Annotated in this window: 21 protein-coding genes; 12 read left to right on the plus strand and 9 right to left on the minus strand. The window is 34.9% G+C overall.

Features of this window, described 5'->3' with window-relative positions; genetic code table 11:
* Nucleotides 1–11 precede the first annotated feature (11 nt).
* Nucleotides 12–455, plus strand: coding sequence for a 50S ribosomal protein L9 (locus tag HND39_08870; GenBank protein QKJ96385.1), 444 nt, complete (start codon nt 12–14; stop codon nt 453–455).
* A 70-nt stretch (nt 456–525) separates the two neighbouring features.
* On the opposite strand, the gene rpmB is transcribed toward HND39_08870, so the two are convergent.
* Nucleotides 526–765, minus strand: a complete 240-nt coding sequence (gene rpmB, locus HND39_08875) for a 50S ribosomal protein L28 (GenBank protein QKJ96386.1) — start codon at nt 763–765, stop codon at nt 526–528.
* A gap of 213 nt (nt 766–978) precedes the next feature.
* Here rpmB and HND39_08880 point away from each other — a divergent pair, with 213 nt between their 5' ends.
* Nucleotides 979–1,590: a threonylcarbamoyl-AMP synthase gene (locus HND39_08880; GenBank protein QKJ96387.1), complete on the plus strand. Its 612-nt coding sequence runs from the start codon at nt 979–981 to the stop codon at nt 1,588–1,590.
* Between the two features lie 6 nt (nt 1,591–1,596).
* Here the strand turns inward: HND39_08880 and HND39_08885 are convergent, their stop codons facing one another.
* From HND39_08885 to HND39_08900, 4 genes are all read right to left on the minus strand, one after another.
* Complete coding sequence (locus tag HND39_08885) at nt 1,597–2,367, minus strand: SDR family NAD(P)-dependent oxidoreductase (protein ID QKJ96388.1); 771 nt, start codon at nt 2,365–2,367, stop codon at nt 1,597–1,599.
* An 86-nt stretch (nt 2,368–2,453) separates the two neighbouring features.
* Nucleotides 2,454–3,470 (minus strand): AmmeMemoRadiSam system radical SAM enzyme, encoded by a 1,017-nt coding sequence (gene amrS / locus HND39_08890; protein QKJ96389.1) that lies wholly within the window; start codon nt 3,468–3,470, stop codon nt 2,454–2,456.
* A gap of 17 nt (nt 3,471–3,487) precedes the next feature.
* Nucleotides 3,488–4,960, minus strand: a complete 1,473-nt coding sequence (pyk, locus tag HND39_08895; protein ID QKJ96390.1) for a pyruvate kinase — start codon at nt 4,958–4,960, stop codon at nt 3,488–3,490.
* Nucleotides 4,920–7,376 (minus strand): AAA family ATPase, encoded by a 2,457-nt coding sequence (locus HND39_08900; GenBank protein ID QKJ96391.1) that lies wholly within the window; start codon nt 7,374–7,376, stop codon nt 4,920–4,922. The genes pyk and HND39_08900 overlap by 41 nt, the downstream gene beginning before the upstream one ends.
* Nucleotides 7,377–7,487: 111 nt before the next feature.
* Between HND39_08900 and HND39_08905 the strand changes: the two genes are divergently transcribed.
* Nucleotides 7,488–8,624 carry an aminotransferase class V-fold PLP-dependent enzyme gene (locus HND39_08905; protein QKJ96392.1) on the plus strand — a complete coding sequence of 379 codons (1,137 nt, stop codon included), beginning with the start codon at nt 7,488–7,490 and terminating at the stop codon, nt 8,622–8,624.
* Nucleotides 8,625–8,656: 32 nt separating this feature from the next.
* On the plus strand, nt 8,657–9,217 hold the full coding sequence (locus HND39_08910; GenBank protein ID QKJ96393.1) for a DUF2911 domain-containing protein: 561 nt from the start codon (nt 8,657–8,659) through the stop codon (nt 9,215–9,217).
* A gap of 186 nt (nt 9,218–9,403) precedes the next feature.
* Here the strand turns inward: HND39_08910 and HND39_08915 are convergent, their stop codons facing one another.
* Nucleotides 9,404–10,750 (minus strand): phosphomannomutase, encoded by a 1,347-nt coding sequence (locus tag HND39_08915; protein QKJ96394.1) that lies wholly within the window; start codon nt 10,748–10,750, stop codon nt 9,404–9,406.
* A 187-nt stretch (nt 10,751–10,937) separates the two neighbouring features.
* Between HND39_08915 and HND39_08920 the strand changes: the two genes are divergently transcribed.
* Together HND39_08920 and HND39_08925 are read left to right on the plus strand one after the other, a co-directional pair.
* Nucleotides 10,938–11,258 (plus strand): hypothetical protein, encoded by a 321-nt coding sequence (locus tag HND39_08920; GenBank protein QKJ96395.1) that lies wholly within the window; start codon nt 10,938–10,940, stop codon nt 11,256–11,258.
* Nucleotides 11,259–11,548: 290 nt separating this feature from the next.
* Complete coding sequence (locus HND39_08925) at nt 11,549–13,705, plus strand: S46 family peptidase (GenBank protein ID QKJ96396.1); 2,157 nt, start codon at nt 11,549–11,551, stop codon at nt 13,703–13,705.
* A 233-nt stretch (nt 13,706–13,938) separates the two neighbouring features.
* Here the strand turns inward: HND39_08925 and HND39_08930 are convergent, their stop codons facing one another.
* Nucleotides 13,939–14,433 carry a hypothetical protein gene (locus tag HND39_08930; protein ID QKJ96397.1) on the minus strand — a complete coding sequence of 165 codons (495 nt, stop codon included), beginning with the start codon at nt 14,431–14,433 and terminating at the stop codon, nt 13,939–13,941.
* A gap of 123 nt (nt 14,434–14,556) precedes the next feature.
* Here HND39_08930 and HND39_08935 point away from each other — a divergent pair, with 123 nt between their 5' ends.
* Nucleotides 14,557–14,913 (plus strand): nuclease, encoded by a 357-nt coding sequence (locus tag HND39_08935; GenBank protein ID QKJ96398.1) that lies wholly within the window; start codon nt 14,557–14,559, stop codon nt 14,911–14,913.
* 112 nt (nt 14,914–15,025) lie between these two features.
* Here HND39_08935 and HND39_08940 read toward each other — a convergent pair whose 3' ends face one another.
* Nucleotides 15,026–16,312: an AmpG family muropeptide MFS transporter gene (locus HND39_08940; protein QKJ96399.1), complete on the minus strand. Its 1,287-nt coding sequence runs from the start codon at nt 16,310–16,312 to the stop codon at nt 15,026–15,028.
* Nucleotides 16,309–17,247 carry a hypothetical protein gene (locus tag HND39_08945; GenBank protein ID QKJ96400.1) on the minus strand — a complete coding sequence of 313 codons (939 nt, stop codon included), beginning with the start codon at nt 17,245–17,247 and terminating at the stop codon, nt 16,309–16,311. The genes HND39_08940 and HND39_08945 overlap by 4 nt, the downstream gene beginning before the upstream one ends.
* A 476-nt stretch (nt 17,248–17,723) precedes the next feature.
* Here HND39_08945 and HND39_08950 point away from each other — a divergent pair, with 476 nt between their 5' ends.
* The 5 genes from HND39_08950 to HND39_08970 all read left to right on the plus strand — a co-directional run bounded on the left by HND39_08950 (nt 17,724) and on the right by HND39_08970 (nt 25,956).
* Nucleotides 17,724–19,322 (plus strand): T9SS type A sorting domain-containing protein, encoded by a 1,599-nt coding sequence (locus HND39_08950; GenBank protein ID QKJ96401.1) that lies wholly within the window; start codon nt 17,724–17,726, stop codon nt 19,320–19,322.
* A 12-nt stretch (nt 19,323–19,334) separates the two neighbouring features.
* A complete protein-coding gene (locus tag HND39_08955; GenBank protein QKJ96402.1) occupies nt 19,335–22,169 on the plus strand; it encodes a T9SS type A sorting domain-containing protein in 2,835 nt (944 codons plus the stop codon).
* Nucleotides 22,170–22,672: 503 nt separating this feature from the next.
* Nucleotides 22,673–23,284: a T9SS type A sorting domain-containing protein gene (locus tag HND39_08960; protein QKJ97946.1), complete on the plus strand. Its 612-nt coding sequence runs from the start codon at nt 22,673–22,675 to the stop codon at nt 23,282–23,284.
* Nucleotides 23,285–23,399: 115 nt separating this feature from the next.
* Nucleotides 23,400–24,896, plus strand: a complete 1,497-nt coding sequence (locus tag HND39_08965) for an aminotransferase class V-fold PLP-dependent enzyme (GenBank protein QKJ96403.1) — start codon at nt 23,400–23,402, stop codon at nt 24,894–24,896.
* A gap of 337 nt (nt 24,897–25,233) precedes the next feature.
* Nucleotides 25,234–25,956 (plus strand): cytidylate kinase-like family protein, encoded by a 723-nt coding sequence (locus tag HND39_08970; protein ID QKJ96404.1) that lies wholly within the window; start codon nt 25,234–25,236, stop codon nt 25,954–25,956.
* Nucleotides 25,957–26,002 lie beyond the last annotated feature (46 nt).

Here is a 26,002-nt window from a genome sequence, read left to right on the forward strand (position 1 = left end):
CAGGAGTTAATATGAAAGTAATACTGAGACAAAACTATGAACCTCTTGGTCAGGTCGGTGAAGTTGTTGATGTTAAAGACGGATATGCACACAACTTTCTCCTGCCAAGAAAAATTGCTTACATCGCACTCGATGGAAATTTGAGGGCGCTTGAAGAAGAAAAGAAAGCAGTTTTGAAAAAAGCAAAACACGAATTGCAGGCTGCGGAAACACTCGCAACCGATCTTGAAAAAGTATCTATTACAATTCCGGTTCAGGTCGGTGAAGAAGATAAAATATTCGGGGCAGTTACTTCACAAATGATTGCTGATAACCTTAAAGAAAAAGGCTACGATATCGATAAAAGAAAAATTGAAATTATTGAGGTAATCAAAACGTTAGGTATTTATAGTGTGAATGTTAAAATTCATCCAAATGTAAGTGCAAAGGTTAAAGTGTGGGTGGTGAGAGAATAAATTCAAAAGAAATAAAAATAAAAAAGGGAAGCTTGGTGCTTCCCTTTTCATTTTTAAACGAATAGTATTATCAGTTAACTTTTATCTTTTTTTCACGTATCAATTTTGCTATATCAGCAGTTCCATTTTTACTAATTGTCTTAATCGATTTTGCTGATAGTTTTATGGTAACTTCACGGTTTAATTCCTGAACCCAGATTTTTTTCTTCTGTAAATTGGGTAAAAATCTTCTTTTAGATTTATTATGAGCATGCGAAATACTGCTGCCGTATCTGGGGCCAACACCAGATACCTGACATTTTCTGGCCATTATTAACTCCTTTTATATCAATAACTTTGAAAATTTGAGCGCTTAATATAAAGATTTTTTTCTTAAACAAAACGATTTTAAACAATCCAAATTACTTTAAATAGCTTGAAAACGCTTTTTCGGATTGAATAATTCAATTAAACTTCTAACTTAGCAGTAGTCTTTTACATCTTATCAATAATAATTGTCTATAGAAATAATAAGAGGTTTTCAATGGATTACTATGAACTACATCCCGTTAACCCTGAATTGAGGTTTATTAACAAAGCAATAAATACACTTAAAGATGGTGGAGTTATTATCTATCCAACTGATACTGTTTATGGAATTGGTTGCGATATTTTTAACAAGCATGCATTGGATAGAGTCATGGAAATGAAAAGTAACCCGGATATCAAGTTACTAAGTTTCATCTGTCCGAATCTTAAAGATATTGCCAAATATGCAAGGGTATCGGATTATGCGTACAAAACCATGAAAAAATTATTACCCGGACCTTATACATTTATTTTGCCTGCTGCTAAAAATGTTCCAAAAAAATTATGGAGTAAAAGAAAAACCGTAGGGATAAGAATTCCTGATCATTCAGTAACGTTAAAAATAGTTCAGGGATTAGGAAATCCTATCATAAGTACCAGCACAACGACACGTAAAGGTGAATTACTAGTTGATCCACTTGAGATAAAATCTGTTTTTGATTTTCAGGTTGATTTGATGCTTGCTTCCGGTAATTTAATTGGGAAACCTTCAAGCGTGATTGATTTGAATGGAGACCAACCGGTTATAGTAAGGGAAGGTGCAGGTGATACTTCAATGTTTGTCTGACAATTTTCATTTTCTAATAATTTGAGTAGAGGATGCTTGATAAAGTGGAGTCAAAATCACCTGATTAATGTTTACGTTTTGAGGTCTTGTTACACAGAATAAAACTGTTTCTGCTACATCTTCCGGACTAAGTGGTTTTATCCCCGTATAAACTTTCCTGGCGCTTTCTTTATCACCTCTGAATCTTACGATACTAAATTCTGTTTCAACCATTCCAGGATCAACGCTCGTTACTTTAATTCCTTTATCCAGAACATCGATGCGTGTTGATTTACTCAATGCATTTACTGCAAACTTTGTAGCGGCATAAATATTTCCGTTTGGATAAACATCGTGTCCTGCTGTTGAACCAATATTTATAATATGACCTTTTTTTCTTTTAATCATCAGAGGAAGAACTTGTCTGGTTACATAAACCAATCCTTTAATATTTGTATCAATCATTTCGTCCCAGTCTTCTTTTTTACCTTCGTATATTCTATCCAATCCACGGGAAAGTCCTGCATTATTGATGAGGATGTCAATCTTCTTCCAATGACTATCCAATGCGTTGATTGTCTCTTCAACTTTTTCATAGTTGCGTACATCGAGTTTTATACATTTCGTTTTTATTCCATATTTCTTTTCTAATTTTTTAGCGATTGATTTTATTCTCTCTATTCTTCTTGCTGATAGTATCAAGTTTGATTTTTCTTTTGCAAAAACTTCTGCACAAGCTTTGCCAATTCCAGAAGAAGCACCGGTGATGAGAGTAGTTTTGCCTTTTAATTGATTCATTTGATAACCTGAAAAGTAGAGTTTGATGGAAACAAAATTAAAAATATTTAAAGAGAAAAATAATTATTAATAATTGTTCAAAAACATTAATTAAAAACACCTGCAATCTTTTCACCGCAGGAATTACAGCAGCCATTGACAATTTTATTTGAGATGACTGAATGCCAATCACGTTTAATTAATTTTTCATTGCAGTTTGGACAATAAGTAGCTTGTCCCTCAGTGTTATGAACATTTCCAACGTAACAGTACTTAATTCCTAAATCCATTGCAATTTTTCTTGCTCTGGTTAAAGTTTTTTCTGGTGTCCTTTCTTTATCCATCATTCTGAAATCAGGATGGAAAGCTGTGAAATGCAACGGAACAGTATCACCAAGATTTTTTAATATCCATTCACATTCAAATTTAACTTCTTCAGCTGAATCATTTTCGTCCGGAATAAGTAAAGTTGTGATTTCAAACCAGACATCCGTTTCTTTTTTTAACCAGATAAGAGTGTCAAGTACATCATTAAGATGTGAATAAGTATTCTTCCAATAAAATCTATCCGTGAATCCTTTCAAATCAATATTAGCTGCATCGATATATTTATAAATATCTTTACGTGCTTCTTTGTCAATATATCCTGCAGTTACCATTACAGATTTTATTCCTTCTTCTCTCGCAATCTTTGAAATATCAATAACGTACTCACCAAAAATTGTTGGATCATTATATGTAAATGCAATAGAAGGTGTGCCGTAACTTTTTGCCAATGCAACAACTCCTTCTGGCGAAACATCAAGAGAATTTTCATCATCAAGTTTGGCTTTACTAATTGACCAGTTCTGGCAAAACTTGCATCCAAGATTACAGCCTGCCGTTCCAAAACTTAAAATAGTTGTGCCGGGAAGAAAATGATTAAGAGGTTTTTTTTCTATTGGATCAACTGCAAAGCCGGTTGGTTTTCCATAACCAATTGTGTACAACTTTCCACCGTGATTTTGTCTGATATAACAAAATCCGGGCTGACCATCGCCTATTTTACAATATCGTGGGCAGAGAGTACATAAAATTTTATTATTATCAGTTGGTTCCCACCATTTTGCTAAAACTTTTTCCATCTATCATCAAATATTAATTATACAACTTCAAAATGAAGAAAATCTCTTCTTCCGGTTTCAAATGCTGGCGCGCGTGATAAAAATATAACAAGTTCACCTTTATTAACAAGTCCGGCATTCAGTATTAGTTGTTTAGCATCTTCAATTGCAGCATTTTGTTTGTCAATTTTATTAATGAAGAGAGATTTAACACCCCATCGCAAACACAAATTGTTCATCGTTTCAAAGCTGTCAGATATCGCAATTATTTTTGCTGATGGACGAAATTTTGCCAAACCTCTTGCTGCTCTTCCTTTGTAAGTAAATACAACAATCGCATTCGCTTTAATTTGTTCGGCAACTGATGTAATTCCTTTTAAAACCGAATCGAATAAATTTTCTTCCAATACATCAGGTATCTGAAATTTTATAGTTTCATCGTTAATAAAATGCTGCTCAGCGTTTATAATAATTTCATTCATCATTTGTACTGTTTCAACCGGATATTTCCCGATGGAAGTTTCACCACTAAGCATTACAACATCGGTTCCATCCCAAACAGCATTAGCAACATCCGCAGCTTCGGCACGTGTTGGAATTGGTGATTTAATCATTGACTCAAGCATTTGGGTTGCAGTTATGACCAGCTTGCCAGTTTCATTACATCGTTTGATAATTTCTTTTTGAATTACAGGAACTTTAGCCAAAGATAATTCAACGCCCAGATCACCACGTGCAACCATAATTCCATCAGAAGCTTGTAATATTGATTCAAATGAATCAATCGCTTCTTTCTTTTCAATCTTTGCAATGATTGGAATTACCTTTCCTTTTTTATTTAGCCATTCTTTCAGCAGCAGAATATCCTCTGCTTTTCGCACAAAAGAAAGTGCGATGTAATCAACTGGTTTGGTGCTCAGATATTCAAGATTTGCAAAATCTTTCTCTGTCAACGAGGGAGTTGAAAGTTTCATCCCCGGTAAATTCAGACCTTTTCGGGCGGAAAGAATTCCGCCGTTTATAATTTTACAAATAACAGAATTGGTATTCTTACTGATTATCTTTAGCCTGATTAAGCCATCATTGATTAATATTAAATCACCAACCTCGGCATCTTCCGCAAGAACTTTGTAAGAAGTAGAAATTAATTTATCATCGCCAATCACTTCTTCATTCGTGATTTCAATCTTATTTCCAGAAAAAATTTCAATTTGTTTTTCTTTCAATTCGCCTATTCTAATCTTCGGTCCCTGGAGATCAGCGAGAATAGCCACTGAAGAATTTGACTCCGTACGAGCTGTGTGGATATTCTCAAACAAAGATGAATAAAAATCATAGTCGCCATGAGACATATTTAATCTGACGGCATCTACTCCAGCAGTTATCAATTGCTTAATAATTTCTACGCTTGATGATTGTGGACCAAGTGTTGCAAGAATTTTTGTTTTTGCGTGACTGAAACCCAAAAATTTATTTCCTCCTCTTTTTCCTGGTTGATTTTGACGGCGCATCTTTTATGTTGCGGGATTTTTTATACATTTCTTTAAGTTTCTTTTCGACTAAATCAAACACAGAGTCTTTCTCATAACCTTTAGCTGTTCTTTTACCTGCTATTACTCCTGTTAATATTTCAATCCCTTCTTCAATTCTTGAAATAGCGTAGATGTGGAATTGTTTTTTATTCACAGCATCAATCACTTCTTCTTTAAGCATTAATTCTTTTACATTCTGAATTGGTATAACAACACCTTGTTTACCATTCAGTCCATTATATTTACAAACTTCAAAGAAGCCTTCAATTTTTTCATTCACTCCTCCGATTGGCTGAACATCACCTTTTTGATTAAGCGATCCGGTTACAGCAATTCCCTGTTTGATTGGAATACCAGAAAGTGTAGAAAGAAGAGCATATATTTCTGCACAGGATGCGCTGTCTCCATCAACTGTTCCGTAGGATTGTTCGAATACAAGATTCACATTGAATGCAAGTGGAATATCCTGACCAAAAGTTTCTTTAAAATAACCTGAGATAATTAAAACACCTTTGTTGTAATGTCTGCCGCTCATTCCTGCTTCACGTTCAACATTAATAATATTTCCACTACCGAGCGAAACCGTCGCTGTGATTCTCGTCGGTCTTCCGAATGAATAAAAATCTGCTTCATAAACTGCAAGACCATTTATTTGTCCAATTCGTTCTCCGGTTGTATCCATCAGGAAAGTTCCGTTTTCATACATCTCAGAGATTTTAGCTTCGAGCATACCGTGCCGGTTAACCGCATTCTTATACGCTTTTTTAATGTGCTCGGCAGTTACAATATCAAAACCATCATCAACTGCCCAGAAGTTAGCCTCACGAGCAAGGTCGGCAATTTTTGAAAACCGGGTTGTTAGCTTATTTTTCTGACCTGCGAAGACTGCTCCCAATTCTAAAAGATATGCGATAGCGGTCCTATCAAACTCTTTTAACTTTTCTTCTTTGATTAATTTTTTTATGACACGTGCGTATTCTGTTAAAACTTTATCGGATCGTTTAATTTCGTAATCGAAGTCAGCTTTTATTTTGAACATCTTTTTAAAATCATATTCATACGAAGAAAGCAGAGAATAGATATACTGGCTTCCGATTAAAATTACCTTTAGATCAATTTCTATAGGTTCAGGCTTAAGCGTGGATGTTGATAATTGAAAGATTGTCGGTGAATCCTGAAACTCAAGTTTGTTGTATGTAAGAACGCGTTTTAAAGTTTTCCATACACCGGGTTCTTCAAATAAGTGTGTTACATTTAAGACCATGTAACCTCCATTTGCTCTCAGCAAAGATCCTGCTTTAATGTTAGTGAAGTCACTATAAAAACTTCCTCTGCCATCGCTGATTCGTTCAACAGCACCGAATAGATTTGAGTAAGTCGGTGAGGTTTCCACTATAATCGGACATTCATTAGTATCTGTGTTGTCGAGGATAATGTTAACATTGTATTCTTTAAAGTAATCAATAATAAATCCTTCTTCTGTTCTATCGCCTACCGGTTTAGCTCCTTTGAATATCTGAACGTTTTCCAAAATATTTTTTTCGATCTGATCAAGATATTCAACTACTTTGGAATCATTATATTTTTCCTGAAGATTATCAATTATTCCTTTTACAACATTTACTATGCTTCCTCTTTCAAGTGCCTGCAATTTTTCCTGGAATTCTTCACTCGTTTTCAATCCTTTTTTGAAAAGTATCTGTAACTCCTGCTGATGGTCATTATATTTTTTTACTAATTCCTGCGCTTCTTCTTTTGTGATGTTGCCTTGTTCAATTTGTTCATTTAATTGAAAAACAGGAACAAGCTTATCTTTTATTATTGGCATTAAGTCAGGTCTCGCAATTTCACCGACTTTTACCTGACCAAGCGAGAACCCAACTTTTCTCATCTTCTCATCAAAGTCATGCATCAATTCCTGTTCACGCTCAGAATAATCTGAAACAATTTTTTTCTTTCTCTCCAGATAATCTTCGCTTTCAAGCGCCTGTGGAATTTTTCGCTTCAGAATTTCAATTGCATGAAATAAATTTCTTTTGAAAACTTTTGCTTTACCTTTTGAGAACTTGAGCAGAATTGGTCTGTCGGGATCTTTAAAGTTATTTACATACGCATAATCAAAAAGCGGAGGACAATCAGCCCCGATTGTTTCCAGCACTTGTTTAACTGTTGTTGCTTTTCCAGAACCAGACATTCCACAAATAAAAATGTTATAACCCGGTGCTCGCATTTCAACTCCTAATCTCATTGCTTTCAGAGCACGCTCCTGACCAAGAATTCCTTCTATCGGTTTTAAGTCTTGAGTAGAATCGAATTCAAGTAAATCCGGGTTGCATTTCCATCTTAAATCTTCAAGAGAAAGTTCTTTATGCTTTTGTGATTTTGGGTAAGTCATCTTTTATACCTTATTATTTGAATATGGTTGGTATTTTTCGGTATTTGATTGTAAAATCTTATATCAAAATTAATTATTATTGACGCTAATATCAACGAAGGAAAAATTGATATGAATCTTGAATTGCTGGAAAAAGCCAGAAATTATTTCCCTTACCTGAAGCATGGAATTATTTATTTCAATCACGCATCAACTTCACCAATTAATACTTTAATAAAAAGCAGGATAGATGAATTTATTAAAGAGAGAGGCGAATATGCTTCAGATGATTATCAGGCATTTCGAGCTGTTACTGAGGAAACCAAATCAATGATAAGTGAAATGATTAATTGCGAAAGCGACAGAATTGCATTTCTTGATAATACTACGAACGGAATAATCTGGTTGACACTTGGAATAGATTGGAAAGCGGGTGACAGAATTATTTTAAATGATGTTGAATTTCCTGCGAATGTTTATCCATTCCTTCAACTAAAAGAAAAAGGTGTTGAGGTTGATTTCGTCAAATCAAATAATGGAATCGTAACTTCCGAAGAAATTATTTCCGCAGTTAAACCCGGTACAAAGTTAATCTCAGTCAGCTTTGTACAGTTTTTATCCGGCTACAGAATCGATCTTGAAAAAATCGGAAAAGTCTGCAAAGAGAAAGGAATTATTTTTTGCGTTGACTCTATTCAAGGTTTGGGTGCTATTAATCTTGATGTTGAAAAATGTAATATAGATTACCTTTCAAACGGAACACAAAAATGGATGCTCGGTTTACAGGGATTGGCTTTTATTTATGTGAGAAAAGCACTTCAGGAAAAAATGAAATCGGCACCGATTGGCTGGCTTGCAGTCAAAGATGCCTGGGATTTATTAAAATTTGATCTGACGACAAAAGAAACTGCTGAAAGATTTCAACCCGGGACATTAAATAACATTGGTATTTATGCTTTTAATTCATCGATGAAATTATTCAAGGAATTTGATATTGATGAAATTGAAAGACATGTTGTAAGTAACTCAAAATATTTTATTGAGGAGCTTGCAAAGATTGGCTATAAATCGCCTTTGCTATCTTTATCAGAGAATCATTTATCAGGTATAGTAAGTTTCAAAACAGATAATGGGCAAAAAATATTTGATCATCTGAAGCAAAAAAAAATAGTTTGCTCGTTACGTGAAGGATATATTAGATTTGCACCGCATTTCTACAATACGAAACAAGAAATAGATTATGTAGTTGATGCACTAAAATTCATTTAAAGAATTATTTTTTTGATATAAAGGGTATAAGTATGAAAATGATTAAACGTATGTTTCCATTATCCACATTATTATTAGTTATATTTTTAATTGGAATCTATTCGATAAATAACTTCTCACAGAAAAAAGAAGAAGTACGAATAAGTCCGAAAGCATTAGTTGAACAGACAGTAGGTTATACTGAAGTTAAAATAGAATACGGCAGACCGGGTGTCAAAGGGAGAGCAATCTGGGGCGGATTAGTTCCTTACAACGCTGTCTGGCGTGCAGGTGCAAATGAAGCTACAAAAATAACTTTCTCTACCGATGTGAAAATTGACGGGAAAAAACTTAATGCAGGCAGTTACAGTTTCTTTGCAATTCCGACAGCAAAAACATGGACTTTAATATTCAACAAGGTAGCTAACCAATGGGGTGCATTTGAATACAATGACGTTGAAGATGCTTTGCGTATTGAAGTTACTCCAATGCAGAATATTTGCTGGCAGGAATGGCTGGCATATTCAATTAATAAAAGCTCCGATAAGAAAGCAGTTGTAATGCTCGAATGGGAAAAATTAAAAGTGCCGTTTAATGTTGAAGTAGAGATATAAATTTAATATCAGTTATCATGGACGATGAGACTGTCTGAGAATTAAAAATTTGTCAACCTGAACTTGCCTGCCTGACAGCAAGGCAGGTTTCAGGTTCTCATTTCCGTTAACATTCGAATTATTTGATTCCGAAATAAATTCGGATTGACAGTATTCGGACAGACTCCGATTCCGTGAAAACTTCGTTTAGCTTCTTATAATCTTTAACAACTCATCCGTTTTTTGTTTCAAAAGTTTCTCATCACCACGACTTTCTACATTCAGACGGAGTATTGGCTCTGTGTTACTCATTCTCAAGTTAAATCTCCAATCAGGATATTCAATAGAAACACCATCAAGATGATCAATCTTTCCATCTGAATATTTCTTTTCAATCTCTTTAATTTTTCCAGCAGGGTCGTTTATTGTAGAATTAATTTCTCCCGAACAAGGATAATCAGCGATCATTTCATCAACGAGTTCTGAGAGCTTTTTCTTTTCTTCAGACATCAACTGAAGAATCAAAAGAAACGGAATCATTCCGCTGTCACTGTAAGCGTTTTCTCTGAAATAATGATGTGCAGACATTTCGCCTCCGTAGATCGAGTTTACTTCTCTCATTTTTTGTTTTATGAATGCGTGTCCGCTTTTTGAAACAACAGTTTTTCCACCGGACTTTTCTACAACTTCTATTGTATTCCAGACAAGTCTTGGATCGTGAACAATTTTTTCACCGGGATGATTTTTAAGAATTGATTTTGCAAGAAGACCGATTATGTAATAACCTTCGATAAAATTTCCGTGTTCATCAAAAAAGAAACAACGGTCATAATCACCATCCCACGCAACTCCGAGATCAGCATTTTCCCTTTTAATGATTTCGATAGTTGGTTTCCTGTTTTCCTCGAGCATTGGATTTGGAACTCCATTCGGGAAATTGCCATCTGGATTATTGAACATTTTTATCATCTTTACTGGCAGTTTAGATTCAAGAGAATCCAATGCTAGTCCCGCACATCCGTTTCCAGCATTAACAACTACTTTCAGTGAGTTTATTTTTTTTGCATCATAGAATTGTGAAAGATGAGTAATAAATTCTTTCATCACTTCTTTTTTAGTAACTGTTCCTTTGGTTTTGCTGATTTCTCCCAGTTCATTATTTACAATCATCTTTTCAACTTCATTCAAACCTGAATCATACCCAACCGGGACAGAACCTTTTGCTACGAATTTCATTCCATTATATTCGGATGGATTATGACTTGCGGTTATCATTATTCCACCATCAGCATCAAAAAATGGTGTTGAAAAATAAATCATCTCCGTTCCACAAAGACCAATATCAATCACATCGGCTCCACTGTCTGTTAATCCGTTTTTCAGAGCTTCAGAAATTTCCAAAGATGATTTTCTTATATCATAACCAATAACAATTTTTTTTGCTTGTGTCAGTTTTGAAAATGCTCTGCCGATTTTATAACCTAGCTCATTATTCAACTCTGAAGGAACTTTGCCTCTAATATCATAAGCCTTAAAGCAAGCTATTTTACTCATTATTTCTCCGTTTTTGCTTGGTGTGGATAAGATTTTCAAGTACAAAGATAGGTATTTTTTAGTCCGGTAAGTTGGCATAAGTTTGGTTTTGTAAATGCATAATATTTGTTGGAGAAAAAGTTTTTGGGAGAAAAATTTTTTAGTGGACTTTTAATAATGAACTCATTACATTGGAGATACAAAAATTGTGGAGAGCGTTATCGAAACTAAAGATACTGTTAAGTGGCACTTCGCTAAATGCAACAACATAAAATGTAACTCAATATTCCTGGTGGATCCGGAAGAATCACAGGGTGAATTGGGGTATTTGTGTCCTGATTGCAGCAGAAAAACAACTTCATCACACATCGTTCAATGTTCAAGCTGCAAAACAGTATTGAACTTCGTTCGTGCAGCGCCAAGTGAAGAGAAAGTTGTATTTAACGTGACTAAATGTTCACATTGCATCGGAACAATTGAAGATGAATGGGAAATAGAACCTCTTTATTTTCCGGATTCTTACATTTAATTTTTACGTCACACATTATATTGCGAAGAAATATTTTACCGGGTGGATTTATTCATCCGGTTTTTTTATTCATCTGCAGTATCATTCCAGCGAAGTTCTGAAGGAACAAGTCAGGAACCTAACTGTTGAAAATAATCCCTGGATTCTGGACAAGCCAGAATTACATTACTTTATCAATTCAACTTTTCAAATATTTGAAGGAATAATAATATCCTTTCGTCCACCTGTTATTTCTGTGTAATTTTGAACTATCAAAACGTTATTACATTCTATATAAAACATGGACTAAAATGAAATTCACTTCTGCTTTTTTCCGATTTAAAATTATAATTATTCTTCTCATTTTTCTATCCTATCAAAACGCCTTCTCTCAAACTCAGGATTGGAGTGATATCGATTCAATTAAAGCCGGAAAATTTGATACAGGGAAGATGTGGACTTTCGAATATCCCCCTGCAAAATATTTTGAAGAGGAATATGGATTTAGACCTGATGAAGAATGGTTTAAACACGTGCAGCTTTCAACATTAAAATTTGCTGATTACTGTTCCGCTTCTTTTGTCTCGGAAGATGGATTGATTATGTCCAACAATCACTGTGCACGTCAAAGTATAACAGAAGTAAATCGTGACGGAGAAGATCTTCACAAAGATGGATTTATTGCATGGGAATTTGAAGACGAAAGACAAGTACCTGGTTTGTTTGTTGAACAATGCATCAGCATAGAGGATGTTACGGAAGAAATTCATAAAGCTCTTGAGTCAGCAAAATCAGATAGCGAAAGACTTGAAATAGAAACACAAAAAATTACTGAGATTGAAAACAGGTTCCGTAATGATGAGGAAACCTTTACGAAAGTTACTCCACTTTATTTTGGTGGAAAGTATTCTCTTTATAAATATAAAAGATATAACGATGTCCGGCTGGTCTTTGCTCCTGAAATGCAGGCTGGTTATTTCGGAGGTGATTATGATAACTTTACATATCCTCGTTACAATCTAGATTGTTCCTTCTTCCGTGTTTATGATAAAGGAATTCCGCTAAAAGTTAATCATTATTTTACATGGAGTAAAAACGGAGCCGAAGAAGGAGAATTAGTTTTTGTTCCGGGAAATCCCGGCTCAACAAACCGGCTTAGCACAGTTGCGCAGCTTGAGTATGCGAGAGATTTTATTTATCCACAAACTATCCAGCTTATTGACAGCTTTATTGAATTCCTGCAGGGAATAATTGAGGAAGATTCAGAGTCAGCTAATTATCTCACCGACCAATTATTGAACTATTACAATTCCAAGAAAGCTTATAAAGGAATGCTTGATGGATTGAGAGATCCGGTAATGATGCAGAAGAAAAAAGATTTTGAAAATATTCTGAAGGAAAAAGTGCAGACTGATGCAAAACTGAATGAAAAATATGGAACTTTATGGACAGATATAGAAAATGTTATTAATGAAATGAAAAAATTAACTGCAGAGCAGTCAGCGCTATCTTATGATAATTATGATTCGCCGGAATATTTTTCGATTGCTGATCAGCTTGTCGGACTCGCTGAAGAGCTGAAGCTCGCCGAAACGGATTCAACTTATGCTTACACAGAATATGAAATAGATGAATTGATTAACACATTGCTACCGGATGATTTTGATTTTGCAAAGAATAAAAAGTTATTGAAAAATAAAATTGATTTCCTGTATGCTGAGTTTGGTGATGTTGAATTCTTAAACAAATTCACAAACGGTAAAAAAGGTAACGAAGCAGTTGATGATATTTTATCACGCACTGTTTTAACTTCAAATGAAAGTATCAAACTTTTAATTAATCAGGGACCTGAAGCAATCTTCAACAGTGACGACCCTTTTATTAAATTCGTTCAGATCTCCGGTGAGGAATCCAAAAATATTTCTATGCAAATTGATGAGCTTACCGTAAAGGAAACAATCACGAATCAGAAACTTGGTAGAGCAATATTTGAAGTTTACGGTACTTCTATTCCGCCAGATGCAACTTTCACTTTGAGAATTTCTGATGGAATTGTAAAAGGTTTTAATTACAACGGAACATTTGCACCACCAATTACAACATTTTATGGGATGCTTGATCGTTATTATTCTTTCGATGGTAAGTTTCCGTGGAATCTTCACGAACGCTGGCTTGATGCACCGGAAGAATTTGATTTCTCAACTCCGTTTAATTTTGTGGCTACTTGCGATGTTGTCGGAGGAAACTCAGGAAGCCCGATAATTAATAAAGATGCAGAAATAGTTGGCGTAGCATTCGATGGAAATATACAAAGTCTTGCCGGTGATTTTATTTACGATCCTGATGTAAACAGGTCGGTTGGTGTTCATTCAGCCGGAATGCTGGAAGCAATTAAAGATTTATATAAGTTTGAAAGACTTGCTGAAGAGCTTAAACTGTCTAAGATGGAAAGTGAGTATACCGAATAGTAAAAATCTCTGAACTACTTTAACATTTTTACTTCACAGAAAATTTTTATGTTGTATTATGAGTAAAAAATAAACTATCTTTACGTGAGACTCACCTCGAAGGTGAGCCTCACATTGGTTTTGCTTTGTAGCACAGATTAGTGGCAAAGCCATTCCTTCGGAATGATCTGTGCTATTTTTTAAACATACGATAGCATCCGTCAATTACCGGAGGTTATCTCTTTAGCAGCAAACTAAAAAGTATATTGAACAAACAGATGTATTGACGAATACTGCGGTAATGCATTTGTAAAAGTGATTCCGTATTCAGCACCGGCGCCGAGCTTGAATCCATCGAGATTAAATCCTCTCAAATCAAAACCACCGTTAATAGAAAGAGCAACTCCGTAATTCCAGTTGTCAGTATCGCTGAAAGTTCTGTCGTTCAGTGCAAGCAAGCCGACACCTTCTTCAAGAAAATATCTGCCGTCAAAATATTGAGTCGTAATACCTTTAAAAGTTATTCCCTGCACCCACGGGAAGTATGGTTTCTCAACATTCGGAATGATTGCATTAAAATCCTTTGCGAAGATAAAACTGAGTCTGGGAAAAACTTCCTCGAAAAGAACCGTGTTGGTTTCAATAAAAACAGAAGTTGTAAATGTTCCGACAGATGGCGAATTACTCTGAATAAATCCACCACCAACAGTTGCACCTGCCGAAAACATAAACTGAGCACTTGCGGTCACAAAAATTCCTGAGAACAGGATTAAGTAAAACAATAATCGTATTTGCAAATAGAATTTTTTCAATTAACTTCAGAAAAGTTTATCATAAAATTATTTATCAACACACAAAGATAAAGGTAAAAAATGGAGCACACACTATATCATTACAAAGCAATCGTAACTTCTGTTTACGATGGTGATACCTGCACAGTTGATATTGATCTCGGGCTCAGTGCCTGGATTCGTGGAGAAAAACTTCGACTAAACAGAATCAACGCACCAGAGCTAACTGGAAAAGAAAGACCAGAAGGAATAAAGTCGCGTGATTTTCTTAAAGGAAAAATAGAAGGAAAAGAAATAACAATTGAAACAATTAAAGACAGAAGAGAAAAGTATGGGAGATATCTTGCAGAAATCTGGCTTGAAGATAAAAAAGGAAAGTTTATAAATATGAATGACCTAATGGTAAGTGAAGGATTTGCAAAATATCAGAAGTATTGAATTGTCATTCCGGCCCTGCCTATCCGGCAGGCAGGTTGTCCGGAATCAAAGTTTATTTTCATAGACAGATTCTGGACTCGTTCTGCCAGTGCAGGACATCTCCAGAATGACACTAGGTATTCAATTTCTTCTTTCCGAACTCAGGATCAATTTTGATAAACTTTGTAATTATGAATGCCGGAATTGTTGAAATGCAAACCCACATAAAAAAATTAAGATAACCAACTTGTTCTTGTATCCATCCGCTGATCATTCCTGGTAACATCATTCCCAATGCCATTAAACCGGTTGCGATTGCAAAGTGTGCAGTTTTATATTCGCCATCAGAAATTAAAATAAGATAAAGCATAAACGCTGTAAATCCGAATCCATAACCAAATTGTTCAATTGCAACGCAGATGTTGATCAAAATAAAATTTGAAGTTTGAGTTGCCGCGAGATAAACATAAACAAGATCAGGTAAGTTGATTGCAATCAACATCCACCACAGCCAGAACTTTAATCCGTGTCGCGATGCAGCAATTCCACCTAAAATTCCTCCAAGAGAAAGTGCAATTACTCCGACAGTTCCGTAAACAAATCCGACATCACTTGTTGAAAGACCAAGTCCGCCAACTTCTTTGCTATCAAGTAAAAACGGAGAAGCCAATTTAATAAGCTGAGATTCACCAAGCCTGTAAAGAAGAATGAAAAGAACGATCACTAAAATTTCTTTCTTCCTGAAAAATGAAACAAATGTTCTGATAAATTCATTGGTAAAATGATTTAACGTAATTTTCTCTCTGTGTGAATCGCTCTTTGGCTTTGGAATAATAAATAAATGATAAATGAAAAACAGAAAAAATAAAGCAGCGATGATTAAAAAAGTTATCTGCCAAGCAAAATGAATTTTGCCAGAACTTTCTTCAAGATGTCCTGCAAGAATGACAAGCAATCCTTGTCCGGCAAGCATTGCAATTCTATAAAACGTTGATCTTATCCCAACAAAATATGCCTGTAGATGCTGTTTCAGTCCGAGCATATAAAAACCGTCCGCAGCAATGTCGTGTGTTGCAGAACTGAATGCAAGCAGCCAGAAAAAAGCAAGTGTGTATTGAAAAAAATTATTTGTTGGAAGTGTGAATGCAACTCCGGCAAGTCCTGCACCGATAACAAGCTGCAATATTATTATCCAGAATCTTTTTGTTTTAAGCAGATCAACTATCGGACTCCAGAATGGTTTTAATACCCAAGGCAGATAAAGCCAGCTTGTATAAAGTGCAATTTCAGTGTTTGAGATTTCAAGCCGCTTATACATAATGACAGAAACTGTCATCACAACAACATAAGGCAAACCTTCAGCAAGATAGAGAGAAGGAATCCAAAGCCAGGGATTTCTTTCTCCTAATTTATTTTTCATCCCTGCCCGCCTTTGGCGGATGATAATTTTTTTGCGAACAGAATTGCACCTCCGATTGGAGAAAGTACGGCTTGAGTTATTTTCACATTTGGTAATGTGGATTTGATTTTTCGTTTGAGCAGATCGGAATAAAAATTTTCATTATCAATCAGACTGCCGGAAAATGCAACACTTAGAATGTTTGTTCGGAATTTTTCAATAAGAGACCGGATATGAAGAACTAATTCATCGGCTTCTTCATCGAGAATATCTTCAGCAATCAGATCACCTTCTTCCGCAGCTTCAATTACAATTTTTGCTACTGAAGCAACATCGAGTTTTTCATTGTAAACTTTATTGATAATCGCATTTGCGGAACCTGAATTCATTTTTGAATTCAATAATTCTGAAATCAAAGTTTCTTCACCTCTGCCGTCAGATGATTTTGAAACGGCGTTCAATGCTTTCCTGCCGATTGAGTAACCGCTTCCTTCATCACCTATCAATCTGCCGAATCCACCAACACGATGAATTACACCTTTCTCATCTTTGCCAAAAAGAATTGAACCTGTACCAGCAATTAAAATACATCCGGCAGAATCAGGAAATGCGCCTTCGAGTGCGATGTGTGCATCGCTTATAACTTTTACACCTTTGAAATGAATTCCTTCTTCATCCGCAAAATCTTTAAATCCTTTTTCGAGAAGCTTCGCATCCTCATCACGACCAGCACCGGCAACACCAATCACAATTTGTTTTACATCCGAAAAATCTCCTTCAAGCGCAAAAATATTTTCTTCAATCAAAGCAAAAATATTTCTGACAGTTTCCTTAACTCCGATGATGAGGAAGTTGGAAGGTTTGCCAGATGACTGTTGTATAATTTTCCCTGACAAATCTGCAATTGCACAGTCTGTCTTTGTTCCGCCGCCGTCTATTCCGATTAAGTATTTCATAATTTAAAAGCTTGTATTCTGAATGTAAAAATAAAGAAAAAGCGGAATAGCTTAAACAAGATTTATATAATTGAGATTTCTGAAAAATTACTCTATTGTCATTCTGAACAAAGTGAAGAGTCTCTTTTCAAAACAAATTTAAGATATTTCGCTTCGCTCAATATGACAATTATTAGTTATTCAGAAGTCTCATTATTGATATCGAAAGATAAAGGAATAGAGTTTTTTCAAACTTACTTGGTGACCGGCAACTAAAATTTATTCGCGAGACGTTGCTTCTGATCTTATTTTGACTAAATTTTAGAAAGCAAAAAGGAAAAGTTCTGATGAGAATAACAATTGAATCTGAATATCTTCCGAACTCACTAAGTAATTGCGAATCTTCAGGGAGAAAACATATTAGACCATTCCACAGTGATGTGCGGATTGACACCAGTCATATAATATTTTCAGACTTAAATGAGTGAGTTATAGAGATGAAAAATCTTTTACTTGTCATCATACTTATAATAATCACCGGCATTAAACTTTTTTCCCAATGGTCAACTGATCCCAACAATAATTTGATAGTTGGTTACGGATTAGACCCGCACATTTGCAGCGATAGCGCTGGCGGATGTTATATAACTTATGATTACCACAGTACAGCTTATCCGCGTTGGCTTGCAATTGAAAAATTGGATTTGTATGGCTACAAACCCTGGGGTATAAATAAGCGAATACTAGGAGAATCTCCAGAACAATCAGGTGCAGAAATAATTGAAGACGGTGAAGGTGGAGTAATTGTGAGTTACATCGACCGTTACGAAAATCTTCCTTACTGGACACAGAGAGTGAGAGTGCAAAAAATTGACAGCAATGGTAACTTTTTGTGGGAACCAACAGGAGTTAAGGTAACACTTGATGAAATTAATCAAAGTTCACAAAAAATTGTAAATGACGGTGAAGGAGGAGCAGTTGTAATATGGGTAAATACACAAGCAAAATATAAAGTTAACAGAATAAGCAGCGATGGACAAAGAATATGGGGAGACAGTGGAGTTGTAGCTGGGATAAATGGATGGTATGATCCTGCACTGCTAGCTAGAACTACAGCTAACAAGTACGTTGTAAGTGCTGAGAGAAACAAAATTAAATACTTTGATGAAAATGGAAGTGCATTTTACAATGATAGTTTAGATTTTTGGTTATTTAATATAATTTCAGACGGAGTGGGTGGAATAATAGTAAGCGGCAAAGTTTGGAATGGTATGATTCCAAAACTTGTAGCACAAAGAAAAGACTCACTTGGTAATAACCTCTGGCAGGAACCTTATGTTGAAGTTGCTGATAGTCTTTATATAAACACATCATTAAGCATAAAGCAAAATAAAAATAATATTTACTGTGGCTGGACGGGGAAAAGAAACGGTATCGATAAAGTGGCTCAGTTTCAGGTATTGAGGTTGGACGGAAGCATGCTCTTTCCTGATGAAAGTATTCAAGTTGGTATTCCACCTTTAAACGGTACGATTGTTCAACCTTTAGAAGAAAACAGAACAGCATTTATTTATTATAGTTCTGATTTTTTACCTGACTCATTATTAGTTCAATCTTATGATACACTAGGTAACAAATTATGGAATGAAGAAGGAATTCTCATTGCACATCCACCTATTGAATATCAGTCATATACAACAGACGGTAATGGTGGATTTATTATAGGAGGAGTAATAAGCAACTTTACGGTTGTAGCACAACAAGTTAATAAATTTGGAAACTTGGGAGAAATCATTACTTCAATGCATCAAGAATGTCAAGAAATATTTCCAACAGAAATGATTCTATACCAAAACTATCCCAATCCATTTAATTCAAGTACGGTTATAAGTTATTCAATTACATTTGAGGAAAATATTTCTATAAAAATTTATAATTCTTTAGGAGAACTAATTAAAACAATTACAAATGGGTTAGTAAGATCAGGAATTCACACAGTAAATTTATCATCTGACGATTTACCATCAGGCGTTTATATCTATAAATTACAAACGGAAACTAAATTCTTAACTAAAAAATTATTAATCATTAAGTGAAAGGGATTCACTGTGAAAAATTTGTTTAAAATATTGTTATGTGTTTTAATTCTATTCACAGAAATAGAAATTAAATCGGCACCATTCGACACAGGAATGATCACACTCACTCAGCCCAACGATGTTACCTTTATTGGGCAGATTTGGGGTGATGAATTTATTTACTGGATGGAAACGGAAGATGGTTACCGTTTTATTGAAACTTATAGCGGTTGGTATTATTACGCAGCATTAGATCAAAACGGTGAATATGCACCAACAAATTATAAAGTCGGAATAGATTCACCTCCTGCATCATCTTACAAACTTGAAAGATCTCAAGCGAGAATAAATGAAATAGTTGAACAGATTGAACAATTCAATGAACAAATTGAAATTAATAGGCAATGGTTTGCACAGAAGCAAGCAGAAGCACAAGGGCAGCCTGTTACTTTAAAAGTAGGTGTTATTTTAATTGGATTCACAGATACTTTGCATTATCAAGGTGGAAACAGACCAAACGGCTACCTGACAGCAGATTTTGATAGTTTGATGTTCTCTTACAATTATTGGATTGGTTCTGGCGTTAATAGTCCTCATCCCGAGGAAGAAGAAGTATTTGGTAGTTTCAGAGATTACTGGCATCAAATATCAAAAGGTAAATTAAGAATAGAAGGACGTGTAGCAAATCCAACAGACCAGAACGGTGTACCCAAATGGTTAAGAGCAAACTATAATAAACAACATTATTATGATTCGGGTAATTGGCAGGAACTATCAAACGAAGCAATTACTAAAGCGTTAGATTCAATGTATATTGATACAACAAATACTAACTCACCTAACTACTTTGATAAATTAGTAATTGTTTATGCGGGTGTAGTAAGATTTCATGGTGCTTTACTTGTAAACGGTCATCGTCTAGGGGGAAAATATATTTTGCTTGCCGAACGTAGTTCAAAAAAATTACATCACAGCCCAGATTGGTCATTTACTCATATAGGAATTTATGCTCATGAATTTGGGCATAATTTAGGAATAAACGATGAATATTCTGGCTATTATGAATACACAGATATACTAAATTACTGCTTAATGGGACATGGGATTTATAACGGTCCTCTTGAAAAAGGAGAATGCCCAGCTACACTATCACCTTATCATAGATTAAACAAAAATTGGGTGAGTGCAATTCCTATTGAGAATGATACAATTGATTTTATTGTTGAATATGACTATGATAATCCCAAACTATACAGAATCGATCCCATCAATGCTACTAACGGTGAACATTACATAATAGAATCAAGAAATAGGGAAGGATTCGATTTATATACCCCATCGGATCCCGCAGACACAGTTGATCAACCTGGAAGATTATTAGTCTGGCATCACGATATTGATCCATATCCATTTGATGAAGACAAGGATCGTATAATGGTTAAGCCTGCTGATAATGAACTTGAGGATGATTCTAAATTAACAGACTTCTTTCCAAGACAAATTAATCCAAATAGCCAGGATTTAACCGATATTACAATACCATCTTCAACTCTTGGTAGAATAGGCTCTAACTTCTCAAATGAAAGACCTGCTCATTTTTCTTTATCTGGAATTCAAAAATTATCAAATGGAAACACTCTAATTGATGAAGTAATATTAGATAATAATTTATCATCAGATACAATTACAGTAGTGAGAAACTATCAAAGCGGATGGCGTTTTGCAAGTGTTCCGGTCGTAATTTCTGATTATTCTGTTCAATCAGTTTTCCCTACTGCAGATACCAATAGCGTTTATAAATATTTATTCGGTTACATTAAAGTTAACACATTAGAAAATGGTCTTGGTTATTGGGTAAAATTCTTGTCATCAGCACAGAAATCTTTTTTTGGTTGGCCATTAAACTATCTTGACATAATAGTGTTTCCGGGCTGGAATATTACAGGCACTCTCTCGAGCAATTTCCTGATATCAAATATTTGCACAGAGCCCGAAAATATAATCGACTATATATATGGATATGAGAACGGATATGTTCTTATGACCAAAGACAGTTCTTTTATTCCTGGAAAGGGTTATTGGGTTAAAACTAAAAACTTAACTAGCACAGGTCATTTAATCTTGAATAAGTATGGTGATCCTTGCTGGATGCCCAAGATTACTTCTTCTTTCGACTTAGATTTATCCAAAATGGATAAATTTATTGTTACAGACTCTACAGGATACTCGCAAACTCTTTATGTCTCGAACACTGATGTTGATACTTTGATGTTGAATCTAAACTTAGATCTTCCACCTATATTCTCGGAAATAGATTTTGATTCGAGATTTGAATACAACGAGTATGTAAAAAAAGTTTCTGCCGATAGTGGTTCAATAGATTTAAATATCCTGGTTCATACAAATTCATATCCGGTAAGTCTAGTATGGGAATTAAATCCGGAGAATGGTATTAATTATTCATTCATAAATGATAGTGGGACGGGAAAAATTTCAGCTTCTCTTAACGAATTAAGCCAATTAACTTTTTATAATCTAAATGATAATATGATTAAACTATCGGCAATGGCAACTGATAGAAATGGTTTATCAAATACTCCTCTAAAGTTTGACTTATATCAAAATTATCCTAATCCATTTAATCCTGTTACAATAATAAAGTATGATATTGTTAAAGTGCAGGATGTGAAAGTTACAATTTATGATATTCTTGGGCGAGAAGTGAAAACATTGGTAAATGAACAACAGCAACCAGGGAGTTATACAATAAAGTGGGATGCATCAAATGTATCAAGCGGTGTATATTTTTATCAGCTTAAATCGAAAGACTATATTAATACAAAGAAAATGATATTGTTGAAGTAAGGAGGTGTAAGATGAAATACTTAATCTTAGTTTTAAGTTTAATTTTCTATAGCTATTCAAATTGTCAAACTCAAATTCCTGATTTGGTTATCCCTATTCAATTTACCTTCCAGCTTGGAGGTGGGCCTATAAATATGCAGGTAGGTTTGGATTCTACAGCAACCAATTGTCTTGATCCTCAAATTGGAGAATCAGAATTACCGCCAATACCGCCACCAGGCTGGGAAGCTTTGATTGAATTACCATATCCTGAATGTCAAAACAGCTTTGGTTCTCCAATAGCAGTTCACAAAGATTTTAGATTTGGTGAACTGCCTTTTACCGGTACAAAAACCCATAAATTTTGGTTTCGGCAGGAACTTGGTGTAACCATTCATTGGAATTTACCAAGCGGAGTAACCGGATTGTTAGAGGATGTATTAACCGGTGGTAATATTATAAATTATCCTATGGCTGGGCAGGATACTTTTTATGTGTCGTATAATTTTATCAATGAAATAAATATGATATTGAATTATGATAACGTTATACCGGTTGAGTTTGATTTGTTCACAGCTTCAGTATTACAAAATGAAAAAGAAGTTCGGCTTAATTGGACAACAGCAACTGAAACAAATAACTCAGGCTTTGAGATTCTTCGCATTGCTCAGAATGAAAATGTGTGGGGAACAATTGGTTTTGTTCCGGGATTTGGAACTACAACAGAGCCAAAATCATATTCTTTTACTGATGAGAATATTACAGCCGGAAATTATAAATACCGGCTTAAGCAAATTGACTTTGATGGAACATTCAAATATTCAAATGAAATAGAAGTCACAGTAGATTTTACTCCGAAAGAATTGGTGCTTTACCAGAATTACCCAAATCCGTTCAATCCTATTACTATAATTCGTTTCGAGATTCCGAGTCAAACCCGAAATGTCAATGTGTTTGTAACGTTAAAAGTTTACGATGTACTTGGCAATGAAGTTGCAATATTAGTTAATGAAGAAAAACAACTCGGTGCATATGAAGTTGAATTTAATGGTTCTCAACTATCAAGCGGAATTTATTACTACACTTTAACCTCCGGTAATTTTTCATCAACAAAAAAACTTATCTTGTTCAAGTAGTTCATATTAAGCCCCGTTGAATCAACGGGGCTATTCTTCCATAAATCCGTTGGTGCTTTCCTTTCCTCAATTCATTATATTCACATGCCAAAAGATAAAAAGTTGAATTAAGACAATGAACAAATTAGAACAATATTTCGCTCCATTCAGAGAAAATATTGTAGGTTATAATAAAACATTCACTTCGCCTTATGGTGAAAAGAGAATTATTTATGCCGACTGGATAGCTAGCGGACGTTTATACAAACCAATCGAAGAAAAAATAAGTGAAGTATTCGGACCACTCGTCGGCAATACTCACTCAGAAGCAAGTGAAACCGGCACATCAATGACTCACTCATATCACGAAGCTCACGAGATAATTAAAAAACATTGCAATGCTTCAAAAGATGATGTGATAATTACAACCGGTTCGGGAATGACAGGAGTTATCTGCAAGTTCCAAAGATTACTTGGTCTAAAAATTCCAGAGCAATTGCATGACTATCTGAAACTTCCTGAAGAACTTCGACCGATTGTTTTTGTAACACACATAGAACATCATTCAAATCAAACTACCTGGCTTGAAACAATTGCAGATGTAATTGTTATTTCTCCAACAGATGAAGGTTTGGTTGATGAGAACGATCTCGAAAGATTATTAGTCAAATATAAAAATCGTCAATTAAAAATCGGTGCATTCTCTGCTTGCTCAAATGTTACAGGAATTGAACTGCCTGTTCACAAGCTTGCAAAGATTGTTCACAAACACGGCGGATATTGTTTTGTTGATTTTGCTTGCTCAGCGCCCTATGTAAAAATTGATATGCATCCACCTGATCCATCAGAAAAACTTGATGCAATTTATTTTTCACCTCATAAGTTTCTTGGTGGACCTGGGTCCTCTGGAGTTTTAATTTTTGATTCACAGCTTTATAAAAATAAAGTTCCGGATCAGCCCGGCGGTGGAACAGTTGACTGGACAAATCCGTGGGGTCAGCATAAATTTGTTTCCAATATTGAATTACGAGAAGATGGTGGAACTCCGGCTTTTCTTCAGGCAATTAAAGCTGCACTTTGTATAAAGTTGAAAGAAGAAATGTCAGTTGATAAAATGAGAAAGAGGGAAGAAGAATTAATTGATATTGCATTTGAAGAGATGAGTAAAATCCCCGGTTTACACATTCTTGCTCAACATATCAAACATCGGCTTGGTGCAATTTCATTTTATGTGGACGATATTCATTACAACCTTATTGTCAGATTATTGAATGACCGATACGGAATTCAAACACGAGGGGGTTGTTCCTGTGCAGGAACTTACGGACATTATCTTCTCCACGTTGATCCACAAAGATCAAAAAGAATAACAGATAAAATTGATTCAGGTGATCTTTCAGAAAAACCCGGATGGGTGAGGATGTCAATTCATCCAACAATGACAAACGATGAATTGTATCTTATCACAAATGCCATAAAAGAAATTGTAGAAAATATTGACAAATGGCAAAAAGATTATACGTATGACATTCACAAAAATGAATACTTACACAATTCGTCAAACGGAGAAGATAAAAAAAGAGTTAAAAGCTGGTTCGATCTTTCACAGAAAGAATCAATTGAGAAAGACTGAAGCTTTCCTAAAATATGAATGGGCTAAAGCTCTGTCATTTTAGCTTGATTTCTTTCTCCCCGACCTGCCCGTCTAACCTCGGTGAGCCAGGTGGAAAGGTCGCGGCTAATTGCCACGTCCTTCAGGACGTGGATTATTTGATAAAAACAGAAGTGTATAGGCTTTAGCCAAATACTCAACATCTCAAAGTTGTATTTCTTCATTTTAAAATTATATTATTTATTGTATGTTGGAAATAATTTTGGAGTTTATCATTAATAATTTTTATGAGAGAAATAAATTAGGTTTTGTTTATGCTGAATCATTCAGCGCTTAATTTAGAAAGGAGAAAATTTAAATGGCAATCGGAGTTTACGAAAAAAGCAAACGATATATAGAATCCAACACACAAAAACCGGATCAGCAAAAACACAAAAAAGGTGTTTATCCGTGTATTACTATCTCTCGTCAGACGGGTGCAGGTTCAAAAGTGGTTTGCGAAAAGTTGATAGAAATAATGGATAATTATTCAGAGTTTGAAGGTGTGAAGTGGGCGTACTTTGATCAAAATCTTATTGAAAGAGTTCTTGAGGATCACCATCTTCCGCAACAAATTTCAGAATATATGAAAGAAGAAAAGTTTAAGAATATTGATGCTGTTGTTTATGAGATGCTTGGATTGAAACCATCTGAATGGACAATCGTACACAAAACAACTGAAACTATTTTGCAGCTTGCGCGAATGGGTAATGTTGTGATTGTTGGAAGAGGTGCTCCATTCATTACCGCAAAATTAAAAAATGCATTTCATGTCAGACTTATTGCTTCACTTGAGAAAAGAGTTGAGCATATAAAAACATTAATGAACCTGAATGAAAAAGAAGCATTAGCTCATATTAAAAAGGAAGATGAAGATAGAAAGAAATATCTGAAATCTTATTTCCATGTAGATGTTGACGATCCGTTGCTCTATCATCTGACAATCAATACAGAATTATTAACTCACGATGCTGCTGCTCATTTAATTGCGGAAGCTGTTGTGCAAAAGTTCCCGGATTTGTTTCCGCAGTTTGCGCATTGAAGAGGTTTAAAGATGACATCTTTTTAATAAGATGTCATCTTTAAAA

This window comes from Ignavibacteriota bacterium, from assembly GCA_013285405.1.
In the GTDB taxonomy this organism is placed as follows: domain Bacteria; phylum Bacteroidota; class Ignavibacteria; order Ignavibacteriales; family Ignavibacteriaceae; genus IGN2.